Source organism: Planococcus sp. BI3 (genome assembly GCF_056680115.1).
On record NZ_CM155266.1, the window covers coordinates 3,136,746 to 3,150,504 of the forward strand.

The window sequence follows — 13,759 nt, forward strand, 5'->3', positions numbered from 1 at the left end:
GATGAAAGAGGCATCTTTTTATTGCCGGGAGGACGCTATGATCCAGATTGAGAAATTGACGAAGACTTACACAACTAAGCATGGCACAGTCACCGGAGTGGACAATGTTTCACTGGAAATTGGCAAAGGCGAAATTTTTGGCATTGTCGGCTATTCCGGTGCCGGAAAAAGTTCCTTGATCCGATGCATTAACCTGCTGGAACGGCCGACCTCTGGCAGCGTTACAGTAGATGGCAAAGATCTGACCCAACTGAATGGAGACCAGCTGCGAAAAGCCCGTTTGAAGATCGGCATGATTTTCCAGCATTTTTATCTGATCAGCCAAAAGACAGTTTACGACAATATCGCTTTTGCACTTCGCGCAGCAGGAACACCACCCAAAAGCATCAAAAGCCGTGTAGAAGAGCTGCTGGAAATGGTCGGCTTATCTGACAAGCGGGATGTTTATCCGGCACAGTTGAGCGGTGGCCAAAAGCAGCGCGTCGGCATTGCGCGGGCACTGGCGAACAATCCGGCCGTGCTGCTGTGCGATGAAGCCACATCTGCACTTGATCCCAATACGACGTTGTCCATTTTGCGTCTATTGAAAGACATCAACCGTAAATTGAATATCACCATTGTCCTCATCACGCATGAAATGAATGTCGTCAAGGAAATCTGTGACCGCATGGCCGTCATGCAAGGGGGACGCGTCATCGAAGAAGGGCAGGTCTATGATATTTTTGCCGATCCCCAAAAAGAATTGACCAAGGAATTCATTTCCAGTGTTGTATCGTTCAATGTTCCAGAGCATATCCTGAGCGAATTTACGGGTACGCTGGTGAAGGTGCTGTTCAAAGGCGGTGTGGCTGGAGAAGGTGTGATTTCCGATATGCTGCAGAATTATCCGGTCAAAGGAAACTTTTTGCATGGAGCGATTGAGTATATTCAGGAACAGCCTCTTGGCATTTTCATCATGGAGTTGAAAGGTGCTTCTACCGCGGTTATGGACGCATTAAAGTATATGGAAAGCAGATCAGCAATTGTGGAGGTGATTCCGAATGGGCATTGAATGGGGACGGATTATTGAATTGTGGCCGGAAATACAGACTGCTTTTTTTCAGACATTGACGATGATCGGCATTTCATTGGGTGTGGCGCTGATTGTTGGCCTGCCATTGGGGATCCTGTTATTCATTACAGACCGCGGCTTGTTCCTCGAAAATCGGCCGGTCAATGCGGTGGTCGGTTTTGTTGTCAACATCGTGCGTTCCATTCCATTTATCATTCTATTGGTGGCACTCATCCCATTGACGAAATTCATTACAGGAACGACAATCGGTCCGATTGCGGCAAGTGTTTCTTTATCGGTTGCAGCGATTCCTTTTTTCGCACGGATTGTGGAAAACTCACTCCGTGAAATCGACAAAGGAGTCATCGAAGCAGCGATTGCAGTGGGCGCTACACCGTGGATGATCATTAAAGATGTTCTGCTTCCTGAAGCGAAAGCGAGCATTATCCAGGGTGTTACATTGACCATCATCAGCCTGGTTGCCTATTCGGCCATGGCTGGCGTTGTGGGAGGCGGAGGCATTGGAGATTTAGCCATCCGCTTCGGTTATTACCGGTACGACAATACCATTATGGTTGTCACAGTCGTCATTTTGATTGTGCTGGTCCAATTGATTCAACAGGCAGGAGATTACACAGCGAAAGCCATCGATAAACGATAAGGGGAGAATGACATGAAAAAATTAGGATTAGTATTGGCAGCGAGTGCATTGGTTTTGGCAGCATGCGGCGGCGGAGAAGAAAGCGACTCTGCAGGAACGACAGAAGAAGCTTCGAAAGAGATTAAATTAGGGGCAACCGCAGGACCATACAGCGACATGCTGAGCAAGGCAATCGTACCTGGCCTGGAGGAAAAAGGCTATACAGTGGAACTGGTGGAATTCAGCGATTACATTCAGCCGAACGTAGCGCTTGATGGCGGAGATATCGATGCCAACCTGTTTCAGCACACGATTTACCTGGAAAACTTCGAAAAAGAGAACAGCATGGACCTTTCTGCATTGATCACTGTGCCGACAGCGCCTATGGGCATCTATTCAAACCAATACGATTCATTGGAAGCAGTGGAAGATGGAGCGACCATCGCGATTCCGAACGATCCGGTAAATGGTGCACGTGCCCTTTTGATGCTTCAGGATGAAGGCTTGGTTGAAATGGATCCGGAAGCGGAAGTTCTGCAGGCTTCGGAAAGAGATGTCGTAACGAATACGAAAAACCTGGAGTTCCAGCCAATTGAAGCGGGCCAGTTGCCGCGTGCAGTGGACGGCTCTGATTTAGCGGCAGTACCTGGAAACTTTGCAATCGCTGCGGAGATGGATCTGCTTGACGCGTTGGCACTTGAGAACATGCCCGAGCAATACCGCAATGTTGTGGCGGTCAATGCTGAAAATGAAGACAGTGAATTGGCTGCTGACTTAGTGGAAATTGTGGAATCTGCTGAATTTGAAGCTGTAATTGATGCGGAATTTGAAGGATTCGGCAAGCCGGAATGGATGGCCGAATAACAGTTCCTAGACAGAAAGCCGCTCCCGAGAAAATCTGGAGCGGCTTTTGTCTATATTAAAAAGGCTTCACCATCAAATAGTGCTTTCAGGAAACTAGCTTGACCATGTGGTGGAAAGGTTCACCGATGATGGTCCAGGGTTCGGAAATGGAATAGCCGAGGCGTTTGTATAAGCGAATCGCTCCCTCTTTATCGATATCAACGTTCAGCGAGAGCTTGCCGCCTCCTTGAGAAAGAACCCGTTCTTCTGCAAATTCGAATAACTTGGAGCCGATTCCTTGCCCCTGGCAGGCGGGATCGACTGAGACGGTATCGATATACCATTCATCCAGATGGGCTTCGGGTTCGATTGTCCGCTCGTGGCCTTGCTTTTGGAGCTGTTCGATCAAGAAGCGATCCAGGGCTTCGGCTTGATTGCCGTGATACAGCACCAACGCGCCGGCAATCTCTCCATTTACTAGAGCTGTGTAAGTATATCGGTGGCTATGGCGCGTATGCTCACCGCGGATCATATCTGCCACTTTTTCCAGTACCGCTGCCGGCTCTTTTTGCGCCGTCATATGGTTGGCGATGTTGCCGATGGCATTGATGATGAGCGGTGCTATTTTTTCTGCGTCTTCCGGACGCGCTTGTCGTATAATGACATTCATTGGATGTTCCTCCTATTGCTTGCGTTAATTCTACTGTGACTGAAATAATGAAAGAAGTAAATATTATTGAACAGAAGAGTATTGTCTACATACCATGCTTCCTCTGTTATATAGGCATCTTCCTTATCCATCATTAACCAAAATGGATGGAACTACAAAAAATGAGTATACAAAGGAGAGAATGGATATGGCATTGCATAGTTTTCATTTAAAGGCGGATTGGCCCGGCCTCCGCAATGATGTGGGGGACATGGAAGTCGGCGGTTTAACAACTAAAATTTCAATTCCGCCAGAAATGGATGGACCGGGGATCGGCACGAATCCCGATGAAATGCTGCTTGGCGCTGCGGCTACCTGTTATATCATTACGCTCGCGGCTATGATGGAACGCAGCAAATTGGAAAAGCAATCCCTGACTATGGAATCGGAAGGCATTGTGGAAGTGGAAAAAGGCGTGATCACTTATAAACGCATCATCCATAAGCCACAAGTGGTCCTGAAAGCCGATGCTTCCGAAAAGGATTTGGCATTGGCACAGAAGCTGGCGGAAAAAGCCGAAAGCTCCTGCATGATCACGCGTGCACTCAAAGGCAATGTGGAAATTGAATTGCAGGCGGATATTAGAATAGGAAAATAGATTTCATGAAGGCCTTCATCCAGTAAAGATGAAGGCTTTTTTTGATGGAGCCGTAGTTGCATGGATTTTTCTTTGCAGGAAATGTGATAAACTCTAAATATTAAAAAATCAGTGTTTTATAGGGGTATCAACTATGCGGAATCTATCACTTCAAGCAAAAATTATTTTATTGAGCATGTCACTCCTCCTATTTGTCACCATTGTTTTTGGCGGAATTGTCATCTATAACGAAATCGGTGAAACCAAAGAAAATGTCGGCACGCGCGCATTGGAAACAGCGATCGGCATTTCAGTGATGCCGAGCATTGTGGAAGCGATGGACGATGAAAATCCGGAAGATATCATCCAGCCTTTAGCTGAGTATATGAGGAAGCAAGTCGGTGCAGAATTTATCGTGGTCGGCAATCGTGCTGGAATTCGGTATTCCCACCCCAATCCTTCACGAATCGGTAAACCGATGATAGGAGGCGACAACGATCGCGCATTGGCAAAGGCCGAATTCTATACGTCTGAAGCACAGGGTTCATTGGGGCCGAGCTTAAGGGGGAAAGCTCCGATTTTCGATGGCAACGGCAATGTGGTGGGACTAGTTTCGGTTGGTTATTTGATGGAAGATATCCAACAGATTATTATTGGGAAAATTTTAGAACTGCTGCAGTTTGTCTTGCTGGCTTTGGCAATCGGAATTATCGGCAGCATCCTGCTTGCCCGGAATATCCGGAAGGAAACGATGGGGCTGGAGCCGCGTGAAATAGCGGCGATGTACCGGGACCGTGAAGCTTTGCTTTCTTCAATTGTTGAAGGGGTGGTCGCCATTGACAGCCAAGGGAAAATCACAGAAATCAATCAATCTGCAGAAAGGATGCTCGGGTTGACGCAAACCTCGATTAATTTTGATATTGCTGAGGTCATCCCGCAGTCAAAAATGAAAGAAGCACTGAAATCCGAAAGAACCATCCGCAACGAGGAAATGCTGGTTGGTGATAAAGTCCTGATCATCAACCGGACACAAATCCTGCATGAAGGCCAAATTGTGGGTGTGGTGTCTACGTTCCGTGAGAAAACGGACATTCAGGAAGTGTTGGAGACTTTGTCGGAAATCCAGCAGTATTCAGAGGGGCTGCGGGCTCAGACCCATGAATATTCCAATAAATTGTATGCTATCTCAGGATTGCTGCAGCTCGGGCAAAAAGAAGCGGCCATCGACTTGATCCAACAGGAAACCCGAATTCATGAAAACCAAACAAAGGCTATGCTAACCCATATTCAGGATAAAAAAGTTCAGGCGATTCTGCTTGGCAAAATGGGCAAGGCGTCTGAAAATAAAGTCAAGCTGATCATTGATGAAAACAGTTCATTGGAGGCCCTCCCGGAACACTTCGATATTGCCAAGCTTATTCATATTTTGGGGAACCTGATAGATAATGCAATTGAAGAAGTAGCTCTGCAGCCTACGAAAGAGGTTTCCTTTTTTGTCACCGATCTGGGCCATGACCTGGTCATCGAAGTGGAAGATACGGGCCGTGGCATACACTCAAATCATATGGAAGAGTTATTCAAACTGGGATTTTCCACAAAGCTCGGGAAAAAAGACAGAGGCTATGGGCTGGCAATCGTGAAGCAAGCCGTCGAAGAATTGAAGGGGACGATAGAAGTCGATTCAGAATTGGGGAGGGGCACCGTCTTTACGGTCTTTTTGCCGAAATAGGAAAGTGGGGAGAAATGAATGATCGATGTATATATTGCTGAAGATGATTTTCGCGTGGCGAATATCCATGAGCAATTTCTGCAGCAAATTCCCGATGTGAATATACTTGGGAAAGCAGCAGACTGCCAAGCAACCTTAGAAGCGGTAAAGAAACATAAAGTCGATTTGGTTATTTTGGACAATTATATGCCGGATGGCCTGGGCATCGATTTGATTGATGATATCCGTGCAGTGAGCCCCCACACCGACATCATCCTGGTATCCGCTGAAAATGATAAGGCATATGTTGAATCGGCTATCCGCAAAGGTGTAAAAGGCATCATCATCAAGCCGGCAACATTGGAAAGATTTGTTTCCACAATCATTAAATACATGGAAAATAAAAAGATGCTGCAAAACACCAGCGACATTGATCAGCATTTTCTGGATGATTTCTTTGGTCTTGAGCTGGTCCAAAAGCCAGCCATCGGAGCAAAGGGAATCGATCCGCTGACCTTGCAGAAGGTAAGGGATGTACTAGCTGGACGAACGGCTGGAATCACTGCTGAAAAGATGGGCGACCAGATGGGGGCATCGCGAACGACGGCGCGCCGGTATTTAGAACATCTTGTAGCCATTGATGAATGTTATGCCGAATTGGCCTATGGAATTGTTGGAAGGCCAGAGCGCCATTACTATATGAAAAAAGACTGATGCTTATAAATCAGTTTTTTTTTGTGTGAACTTTATGAACAAAAAAGATTTTAAACTCTTTATAAACCTTATTTTGCAAACGGTTACATTCTGAAAATTCGAAGTTATACTCAGTTTAATTGAAAAACACAAGGAGGAAGTCAAATGAAAAAGACAATGTTTACAACGATTTTAGCTGCCAGCGCATTGGTGTTCGCTGGATGCGGCTCAGAAGAATCCGCAAACGAAGGAACAGGTGAAGGTGGGGCATTTGAACCTTCACAAAATATTGAAATGGTGGCACCTGCTGGAGCTGGCGGCGGCTGGGATACAACGGCACGAGAAGTGGCCAGGGTCTTTGGTGAAACTGGAATCATTGAAGAGAACATGACAGTGGTCAATAAAGAAGGCGGCGGCGGCGCAATCGCCTGGGCTTACATTCATGGACAAGACGACAGCCCTTATAATCTATTCGTGGCATCACCGCCATTGATGTTCGTTCCTTTAAATGGACAGTCCGAGTTTGGGCATGAAGATTTCACGCCATTAGCCAACATGATTGCGGATTACGGTGCCTTTGCAGTAAGCGCAGACAGCGAGTGGGATGACCTCAATGACATGTTCGATCAGCTGAAAGAAGATCCTGAGAGTGTGACGGTTGTAGGGACATCCGCACCGGGAAGCATGGACCACATGCAATTCGTCCGCATCGCAAAAGCGGCAGGGGTCGACCCGAAAACGATTAAATATGTATCCGATCAAGATGGCGGTGCATTGACTTCAGTTCTGAACGGATCAGTGGATGTATTTTCTACAGGTGTGGGTGAAGTGGTAGAACAAGTGCGTGCCGAAAACATCAAAATCCTCGGCATAACAGCTGAAGAACGTTTGGAAGGTGAGATTCTTTCGGATTTCCCTACCGCTATTGAACAAGGAATTGATGAAAGCTTCATCAATTGGCGCGGATTCTTCGGGCCGCCAAACATGGACCCAGCGGCAGTAGAATTTTATGAAGCGAAATTCAAGGAATTGAGTGAGTCTGAAGAGTTTGCTGAAGTGCGCAAGAAATATGGATGGAACGAAATGTTCTTAAGTTCACAAGAATATGAAGAGTTCCTGAATGCTGAGTATAAAGAAATTGAAACATTATTAGAAGAAATTGGTTTAGGAAACTAAAAGATGCAGAAACCGAATAGCGACTATTCGGTTTCTCTCTTTTCAGTCTGAAGGAGGCGTTCCATATGCTGTCGACAATCAATCAACGAATCGGTCTTTTGCTATTTATCATCGCGGCCATTTACTTGTTCTTAAGCTTTCAACTGCCGAATTACCCGTATGCACCGATAGATGCAGACGTTATACCTAAAGGCCTCGGCGTGTTGATGCTCATTCTGTCTGCCGCGCTGTTTTTTTCTAAAGCCATTGAAACGGAAGCGGAAAAAGAGAAACGCAATATCCCTAAAAAAGAGTTATTGGTGTTGTTGGCTGTTTTCGCTATGATTTTTCTTTATATTTTATTATTTGAAGCAATCGGTTTCATCATCATGACGACAGTATTCATTTTTTTCAGTTCCTGGTTTTTGGGTTATACCAAATGGAAGACAAATATCATCATTTCAATTTTATTTCCTCTAGGCATGTACGCGATTTTTGTTTTTGCATTAGGAATCTCGCTGCCTAGAGGCATTTTACCAATATAGGGGGTGTGGATTTTATGAATGCTTTTGATGGAATGATAACAGGTTTCCAGGTCGCTTTAAGCTGGGAAGGCATCTTGTTTGTTTTAATCGGTGTCATCGTAGGAACACTGATCGGGATGATGCCTGGGCTGGGGCCGATCAGCGCCATCGCAATAATGATCCCCATCACGTACGGAATGGATCCGGCACCGGCATTGGTAATGATGGCTGGTGTGTATTATGGTGCGGTATTCGGTGGATCGACTTCTTCGATCCTGTTGAATGCTCCAGGGATCTCGGGAACTGTTGCGACTGCTTTTGATGGCTATCCAATGGCCCAGCAAGGCAAAGCCGGAAAAGCGCTGGCTATCGCAGCGATCGCTTCCTTCTTTGGCGGAACGGTATCGGTCATCATGCTGATGCTGTTGGCGCCTGCTTTATCCAGTGTGGCGATTTCTTTTGGGCCACCTGCTTATTTTGCTTTGATGTTGATGGGCCTGACCGCAATCTCAAGTTTATCCGAAGGCTCTACTATAAAAGCCATGATATCTGCCGTAGCCGGAGTGATGGTCGTCACGATCGGAATCGATCCACAAACCGGCACACAGCGGTTCACTTTCGGGAATGTAAACTTATACGATGGGTTTGACTTTTTGATTATCGCCCTTGGCCTATTCGCCATCGCAGAAGTATGTATGTTGGTCCTCAACCGGAAAAACCGCAGTTTGAGTGATGACCAGAAGCTTGGAAGCCTGAAAGTTACACGTGCAGATTTGAAAGAGATGAGCGGTCCGATGACGCGCCAATCATTTGTCGGCTTTATCCTGGGTGTATTGCCTGGGGCAGGTGCAACCATCGCATCGTTCATCAGCTACATTTTTGAAAAACGGATTTCGAAAAATCCCGAGGAATTTGGGAAGGGGTCCATCAAAGGATTAGCTGCTCCCGAAAGTTCCAATAACGCAGCAACAAGCGGCGCGTTTGTGCCGTTGCTGAGCCTTGGTATTCCAGGTTCAGGGACAACCGCCGTCATGCTGGGAGCATTTCTGGTGCTGGGCGTTCAGCCGGGGCCGCTTCTGATGACGGATCGCCCTGAAATCTTCTGGGGAATCATCGCAAGTATGTACTTAGGGAATATTTTTCTGTTGATCCTGAACTTGCCGCTTATTCCATATCTGGCTAAAATCCTCAGTATTCCGAGACCGTTATTGATTTCATTGGTCATCATGTTCAGCTTAATCGGCGTCTACTCAATCAGCTTTAATGTGTTTGATCTTTATATGCTGCTTGTTTTTGGGGCATTGGGTTTTGCTATGCGGGTCTTTTCGTTTCCAGCTCCGCCATTTATCCTGGCGTTCATCCTGGGCGGCATGATGGAACAGGCATTCAGACAGTCCATGACGATTTCAAATGGCAGTTTAGCGATTTTTGTCAATAGTCCCTTGCCTTTGTCATTGATTTTCATCGCCTTCTTGTCGCTTGTCATACCGGGTCTTCTGAAATGGAGAAGCCGCCGCAAACTGGCCAAAATGTAAGGAGGAGATCAGATGGGTTTTTCTGGACTTCGGCCATGGCTGACCCTGTTGCTGCTGGGTTTAGCCGCGTTCGGCCTCTTTTATACAGATATCGGAGCTGCCTATTCACTTCAGCAGCAAGCCACACTCCTGCTGCTCGGGATCGCGATTTATTTCTGGACACTCAGCCCATTGCCTTTGGCGGCATCAAGTCTGGTATTGATTGGATTGATGCTGCTGTTCGGTATAGCAGAAGAGCCGGAAGAAGCGTTCAAGGGCTTCCTATCGAATGCTCTCTACTTTATCTTGGTACTGTCCCTCATTTCCGCCGCTTTAGTGAAGGCGGGAGTGGACCGGGTATTTGCCCATATCATCATAAAATTCAGCAGAGGCGGAATCCGGGCAATTTTACTCGGTCTGCCTCTGCTGATTGTATTTATGCCTATCCTTCTGCCGTCAGCAGTAGCACGGTTTCGTATACTCGAACCGATTATTGAACAAGTAAATGGCCGTTTTGGTTTTGGCCCGGAAAGCCTGTTCCGCAAATATTGTATGTATGTGATTGGTATGCTCAATCAGAATGCGACGATGATTGTATTTACAGGCGGCGGATTTCCGATACTGGCGGCTCAATTGTTGAAGGATTTTGGCGGCATCGAAATTTCGTGGCTTGGGTGGTTTTTGCGCATTGCCCCTCCTTTATGGCTGGCGATGCTGCTTGTAAGCTTTGGGGTCTGGTTTTACTTTAAGCGGAACAGCGCTCCGTTAGCTGCAGCTGATCCGCAACTGCCTGCAATGGAAGATGGTGCACTCCCGCCAAGGTTTTGGTGGGTTATGCTGCCTTTTGTCGCCATGATCGCCAGTTGGATTGTCTTAGATCATCAGCAGGTGCCATTGGTTCTGGCGCCGCTTCTACTGGTCGGCTACTATGCGATGCCGGTGAATGGGCTGATAACGAATAAAACAGTAAGGGACTATGATTGGGAAACTTTTCTGCTTCTCGGCTCATCGTTTTCGTTAGGGTACATAATTGAAGAGAGCGGGACTGCCTTGGTATTGGCTGAACAGTTGATGGGTTTGCTGCCGGATGGACTGGGTGACTTTGGGAATATCGTCTATATTGCCTGCTTTATCTTTGTCCTGCGCTTCCTGTTTGTTGTTCCTTCCACTTCAATGATCATTATTTTTCCTATCATAATAAACTACGCAGATATTCTGGATCTGTCTGTTGTGTCTTCTGCTTTTTTAGTCATTATGATTATCGGCGGAGTGACAATTTTGCCAATACACTCGCCCACCACATTTCTTGCTTTTCAAAAAAATGCCTTCACTTTAAAGGAACAGCTGATTATCGGTGGATATTCGAGTTTTGTTGTTACTGCCATAGCGATTACTTGGGCCGTCTTCGTTTGGCAATAGATCAATTCGCTGAAATCGAATTGCAGACGGAATAGTAGACCGGAAAACCAAGTTTCTTCAATCACCTTCATCTCTATAGGATGGAGGTTTTTGGTTAAGGCGCATTCCTCTCGAATGTTTACGCCGGTATATACCGGGTAGGGTACTTATAGAGCTAAAAAATAAGAGGAGGAATAATAGTATGTTTAATTACACAGTCAATACATCCAAAACAGTGAGTGAAGCCGTAGAGGCATTAGAAGAAAATTTAAAGGCGGAGAAATTCGGTGTCTTATGGAATTTCGACTTAACTGCAAAACTGCAGGAAAAAGGTGAAGATTTCGATACCCCCTACACCATTTTAGAAGTCTGCAACCCGAAAGAAGCAAACCGCGTATTATCGGAAAACTTGATGATCGGCTATTTCCTGCCATGCAAAATTGTTGTCTACAAGGAAAGCGATAGTGTGAAGATCGGAATGCCGAAGCCTACTGCATTGATCAGCATGGTGGAAGACCAAAACATCAAATCCATTGCTGAAGACATTGAAGAGCGCTTGATCAAGTGCATCGACCAGTCTGCATAAGCTGCTATCGAAAGTTTCTGGACTATGAAATCAGCCTGTTTCCTGAATGGGGGCCAACGCAAGCTAATGTGTTGACTTAATACCCTTGGGGGTATAATATAAGGGTAACAAAAAATTCTTATATTATTTATAGGAGGCATAATGAAGATGAAGTATGACAAACTTGTTGAAAATCGATTGAAAAGAATAGAAGGCCAGCTTCGCGGTGTCATCAAAATGGTTGAAAATGATGGAGAGTGTAGAGATGTAGTCATGCAGCTGTCTGCGGTAAGAAGTGCAGTTGATCGTGCCATTGGCGTTATCGTCAGTGATAACCTGGAAACGTGTGTACGCGAAAGCATCGAAAAAGGTGAAAGCACCGAAGGCATGGTAAAAGAAGCTGTAGACTTGCTTGTGAAAAGCAGATAGAAATTTTTTGTTTGACATTTAAAAACAGATGCTTTAATATACCCTATAGGGTATGAAAGAAGTGCGGCGCCACTATAAAACGTTATTTTTTTTGAATAAAAATATACCCCTATGGGTAATTTAAAATGGAGGCAATAAAATGGCACAAGAGCAAAAGAAAACAACGATCGTATTATTCAGCGGTGATTATGACAAGGTGATGGCAGCTTACATTATTGCCAACGGTGCTGCGGCATACGATCATGAAGTGACAATCTTCCATACATTTTGGGGATTGAACGCATTGCGGAAGGAAAATCCGCCAGCGTTGAAAAAAGGGCGTCTGGAAACGATGTTTGCGAAAATGATGCCAAGAGGTGCAGACAAACTCGGTTTATCGAATATGCAGTTTGGCGGAATGGGACCAAAAATGATTAAGCAAGTCATGAAAAAGCACAACGCACTAACTTTGCCTCAGTTAATTGAAATGGCAGAAGAGCAGGACGTAAAAATGATCGCCTGCACGATGACGATGGATCTTCTTGGATTGCAGAAAGAAGAATTGCTTGATGGAGTCGAATATGCAGGAGTTGCAGCTTATCTTGGAGACGCGGAAGACGGCAACGTCAACCTATTCATTTAATCGCAGTTAAAGCGGAAGGGAAAGGTGCAGCATGGAATGGATCATCTGGGTTCTGATTGGAGCGGCAGCTCTTTGGATAGCTTACCGGTTCACTTCACCGGCTAAAGGAATCGAATCGATTTCTACAGAAGAAATGAAAACACAGCTCGGCAAGAAGGATAAACAGTATATCGATGTCCGGACCCCGGGGGAATTTAAAGGCAACCATATTAAAGGCTTTAAGAATATCCCATTAAATGAATTGCCGAAGCGCATGAATGAATTGTCAAAAGAAAAGGAAATCCTGGTCATTTGCCAAAGCGGCATGCGCAGCAGCAGAGCCAGCCAATTATTGAAGAAAAATGGATTTGCCAAGATAACAAATATCAGAGGCGGTATGAGCAGTTACCGCGCTTAAAGGAGAATCTGTAATGAAAACAATGACAACCCAGCAAGTTCAGGAATTAGTCGAAAGCAAACAGCCGATCAACTTGATCGATGTTCGGGAAACCAATGAAGTTGCAGCAGGAAAAATTCCAGGCGCCATCAATATTCCTTTAGGCCTATTGGAATTCCGAATGAATGAACTCGATAAATCAAAAGAATATATCATGGTTTGCCGTTCCGGCGCACGCAGTGGACAAGCTACCCGGTTCCTTGAAAATCAAGGATACACCGTCAGCAATATGGATGGCGGAATGCTGGATTGGAATGGCACAACAAACTAATCGCCTGCTTTAGAGCAGGAAAATTCCAAGGAGGAACTTAAATGGTACAGATTGACTTAACATTAGATGCAAAAGGGCTGGCATGCCCGATGCCGATCGTGAAAACAAAAAAAATGATGAAAACGATGGATTCAGGAAAAGTATTGGAAATCCTGGCAACAGATAAAGGTTCAACAGCTGATCTACAAGCCTGGGCAAAGAGTTCTGGCCACCAATATATCGGAACTGAAACAGAAGGGGACGTTTTACACCATTTCCTTCGTAAAGATGGAGCTGGAGCTCCTGAAGAAACCATCACCATACCGGAAATTTCCCTGGCTGATTTCTCTCAGAAAGTTGAAACTGCTGAGAACGTGACAGTATTGGATGTCCGTGAAAAAGATGAATTCGAAGAAGCCCATATCCCTGGAGCAATCCATATCCCTTTAGGCGAAGTTGAAACAAGAATGGATGAGTTGTCCAAAGAAGAGGCAATCTACATCATTTGCCATTCGGGCAGAAGAAGCGGCATTGCAGGAGATATGATGGCTAAAAACGGATTTAGCACCTTGTACAATGTAGTACCTGGCATGAGTGATTGGACAGGGAAGACAGAATAAAAAATTTTATAAAAATATATACCCC

17 protein-coding genes are annotated in these 13,759 nt (G+C 45.6%); 16 read left to right on the forward strand and 1 reads right to left on the reverse strand.

Translation table 11 applies throughout. The features are described from left to right. Positions 1 to 37: 37 nt before the first annotated feature. Genes AC1MEO_RS15705 through AC1MEO_RS15715 form a run of 3 tightly spaced genes read left to right on the forward strand, consistent with a single transcriptional unit; the run spans position 38 to position 2,555 of the window. A complete protein-coding gene (locus AC1MEO_RS15705) occupies positions 38 to 1,051 on the forward strand; it encodes a methionine ABC transporter ATP-binding protein (protein WP_480331968.1) in 1,014 nt (337 codons plus the stop codon). Further along, positions 1,041 to 1,712, forward strand: coding sequence for a methionine ABC transporter permease (locus AC1MEO_RS15710; RefSeq protein WP_480331970.1), 672 nt, complete (start codon positions 1,041 to 1,043; stop codon positions 1,710 to 1,712). The genes AC1MEO_RS15705 and AC1MEO_RS15710 overlap by 11 nt, the downstream gene beginning before the upstream one ends. A 12-nt stretch (positions 1,713 to 1,724) precedes the next feature. Further along, the gene (locus AC1MEO_RS15715) at positions 1,725 to 2,555 is read left to right on the forward strand and encodes a MetQ/NlpA family ABC transporter substrate-binding protein (RefSeq protein ID WP_480331972.1); all 831 of its coding nucleotides are present in this window, start codon (positions 1,725 to 1,727) and stop codon (positions 2,553 to 2,555) included. Positions 2,556 to 2,640: 85 nt separating this feature from the next. On the opposite strand, the gene AC1MEO_RS15720 is transcribed toward AC1MEO_RS15715, so the two are convergent. Further along, positions 2,641 to 3,204 (reverse strand): N-acetyltransferase family protein, encoded by a 564-nt coding sequence (locus AC1MEO_RS15720; protein ID WP_480331974.1) that lies wholly within the window; start codon positions 3,202 to 3,204, stop codon positions 2,641 to 2,643. A gap of 187 nt (positions 3,205 to 3,391) precedes the next feature. Here AC1MEO_RS15720 and AC1MEO_RS15725 point away from each other — a divergent pair, with 187 nt between their 5' ends. The 13 genes from AC1MEO_RS15725 (at position 3,392) to AC1MEO_RS15785 (ending at position 13,734) form a co-directional block, all read left to right on the forward strand. After that, positions 3,392 to 3,841: an OsmC family protein gene (locus AC1MEO_RS15725; protein WP_480331976.1), complete on the forward strand. Its 450-nt coding sequence runs from the start codon at positions 3,392 to 3,394 to the stop codon at positions 3,839 to 3,841. Positions 3,842 to 3,974: 133 nt separating this feature from the next. Next, positions 3,975 to 5,549: an ATP-binding protein gene (locus AC1MEO_RS15730; RefSeq protein ID WP_480331978.1), complete on the forward strand. Its 1,575-nt coding sequence runs from the start codon at positions 3,975 to 3,977 to the stop codon at positions 5,547 to 5,549. 18 nt (positions 5,550 to 5,567) lie between these two features. Then, complete coding sequence (locus AC1MEO_RS15735; protein WP_480331980.1) at positions 5,568 to 6,242, forward strand: response regulator; 675 nt, start codon at positions 5,568 to 5,570, stop codon at positions 6,240 to 6,242. A 144-nt stretch (positions 6,243 to 6,386) separates the two neighbouring features. Next, entirely contained in the window at positions 6,387 to 7,397 is a 1,011-nt protein-coding gene (locus tag AC1MEO_RS15740; RefSeq protein ID WP_480331982.1) for a tripartite tricarboxylate transporter substrate binding protein, read from the forward strand. A gap of 65 nt (positions 7,398 to 7,462) precedes the next feature. Beyond that, on the forward strand, positions 7,463 to 7,921 hold the full coding sequence (locus AC1MEO_RS15745) for a tripartite tricarboxylate transporter TctB family protein (protein ID WP_480331984.1): 459 nt from the start codon (positions 7,463 to 7,465) through the stop codon (positions 7,919 to 7,921). Between the two features lie 14 nt (positions 7,922 to 7,935). Then, positions 7,936 to 9,435 carry a tripartite tricarboxylate transporter permease gene (locus AC1MEO_RS15750; RefSeq protein ID WP_480331986.1) on the forward strand — a complete coding sequence of 500 codons (1,500 nt, stop codon included), beginning with the start codon at positions 7,936 to 7,938 and terminating at the stop codon, positions 9,433 to 9,435. 12 nt (positions 9,436 to 9,447) lie between these two features. After that, positions 9,448 to 10,833, forward strand: a complete 1,386-nt coding sequence (locus tag AC1MEO_RS15755; protein WP_480331988.1) for an SLC13 family permease — start codon at positions 9,448 to 9,450, stop codon at positions 10,831 to 10,833. A gap of 181 nt (positions 10,834 to 11,014) precedes the next feature. Then, a complete protein-coding gene (locus AC1MEO_RS15760) occupies positions 11,015 to 11,398 on the forward strand; it encodes a DUF302 domain-containing protein (protein ID WP_480331990.1) in 384 nt (127 codons plus the stop codon). A 147-nt stretch (positions 11,399 to 11,545) separates the two neighbouring features. Then, positions 11,546 to 11,806: a metal-sensitive transcriptional regulator gene (locus AC1MEO_RS15765; RefSeq protein ID WP_191714934.1), complete on the forward strand. Its 261-nt coding sequence runs from the start codon at positions 11,546 to 11,548 to the stop codon at positions 11,804 to 11,806. 139 nt (positions 11,807 to 11,945) lie between these two features. Further along, positions 11,946 to 12,428 carry a DsrE/DsrF/DrsH-like family protein gene (locus AC1MEO_RS15770; RefSeq protein WP_142826842.1) on the forward strand — a complete coding sequence of 161 codons (483 nt, stop codon included), beginning with the start codon at positions 11,946 to 11,948 and terminating at the stop codon, positions 12,426 to 12,428. Positions 12,429 to 12,459: 31 nt separating this feature from the next. Beyond that, entirely contained in the window at positions 12,460 to 12,825 is a 366-nt protein-coding gene (locus AC1MEO_RS15775) for a rhodanese-like domain-containing protein (protein WP_480331993.1), read from the forward strand. Between the two features lie 13 nt (positions 12,826 to 12,838). Further along, entirely contained in the window at positions 12,839 to 13,135 is a 297-nt protein-coding gene (locus tag AC1MEO_RS15780) for a rhodanese-like domain-containing protein (protein WP_480331995.1), read from the forward strand. Between the two features lie 41 nt (positions 13,136 to 13,176). Then, a complete protein-coding gene (locus AC1MEO_RS15785; RefSeq protein ID WP_480331997.1) occupies positions 13,177 to 13,734 on the forward strand; it encodes a sulfurtransferase TusA family protein in 558 nt (185 codons plus the stop codon). Positions 13,735 to 13,759 lie beyond the last annotated feature (25 nt).

Bases quoted from the DNA above. Each gene is read 5' to 3' on its own strand.
- AC1MEO_RS15705 (WP_480331968.1), top strand. From the start codon at position 38: ATGATCCAGATTGAGAAATTGACGAAGACTTACACAACTAAGCATGGC.
- AC1MEO_RS15710 (WP_480331970.1), top strand. From the start codon at position 1,041: ATGGGCATTGAATGGGGACGGATTATTGAATTGTGGCCGGAAATACAG.
- AC1MEO_RS15715 (WP_480331972.1), top strand. From the start codon at position 1,725: ATGAAAAAATTAGGATTAGTATTGGCAGCGAGTGCATTGGTTTTGGCA.
- AC1MEO_RS15720 (WP_480331974.1), bottom strand. From the start codon at position 3,204: ATGAATGTCATTATACGACAAGCGCGTCCGGAAGACGCAGAAAAAATA.
- AC1MEO_RS15725 (WP_480331976.1), top strand. From the start codon at position 3,392: ATGGCATTGCATAGTTTTCATTTAAAGGCGGATTGGCCCGGCCTCCGC.
- AC1MEO_RS15730 (WP_480331978.1), top strand. From the start codon at position 3,975: ATGCGGAATCTATCACTTCAAGCAAAAATTATTTTATTGAGCATGTCA.
- AC1MEO_RS15735 (WP_480331980.1), top strand. From the start codon at position 5,568: ATGATCGATGTATATATTGCTGAAGATGATTTTCGCGTGGCGAATATC.
- AC1MEO_RS15740 (WP_480331982.1), top strand. From the start codon at position 6,387: ATGAAAAAGACAATGTTTACAACGATTTTAGCTGCCAGCGCATTGGTG.
- AC1MEO_RS15745 (WP_480331984.1), top strand. From the start codon at position 7,463: ATGCTGTCGACAATCAATCAACGAATCGGTCTTTTGCTATTTATCATC.
- AC1MEO_RS15750 (WP_480331986.1), top strand. From the start codon at position 7,936: ATGAATGCTTTTGATGGAATGATAACAGGTTTCCAGGTCGCTTTAAGC.
- AC1MEO_RS15755 (WP_480331988.1), top strand. From the start codon at position 9,448: ATGGGTTTTTCTGGACTTCGGCCATGGCTGACCCTGTTGCTGCTGGGT.
- AC1MEO_RS15760 (WP_480331990.1), top strand. From the start codon at position 11,015: ATGTTTAATTACACAGTCAATACATCCAAAACAGTGAGTGAAGCCGTA.
- AC1MEO_RS15765 (WP_191714934.1), top strand. From the start codon at position 11,546: ATGAAGTATGACAAACTTGTTGAAAATCGATTGAAAAGAATAGAAGGC.
- AC1MEO_RS15770 (WP_142826842.1), top strand. From the start codon at position 11,946: ATGGCACAAGAGCAAAAGAAAACAACGATCGTATTATTCAGCGGTGAT.
- AC1MEO_RS15775 (WP_480331993.1), top strand. From the start codon at position 12,460: ATGGAATGGATCATCTGGGTTCTGATTGGAGCGGCAGCTCTTTGGATA.
- AC1MEO_RS15780 (WP_480331995.1), top strand. From the start codon at position 12,839: ATGAAAACAATGACAACCCAGCAAGTTCAGGAATTAGTCGAAAGCAAA.
- AC1MEO_RS15785 (WP_480331997.1), top strand. From the start codon at position 13,177: ATGGTACAGATTGACTTAACATTAGATGCAAAAGGGCTGGCATGCCCG.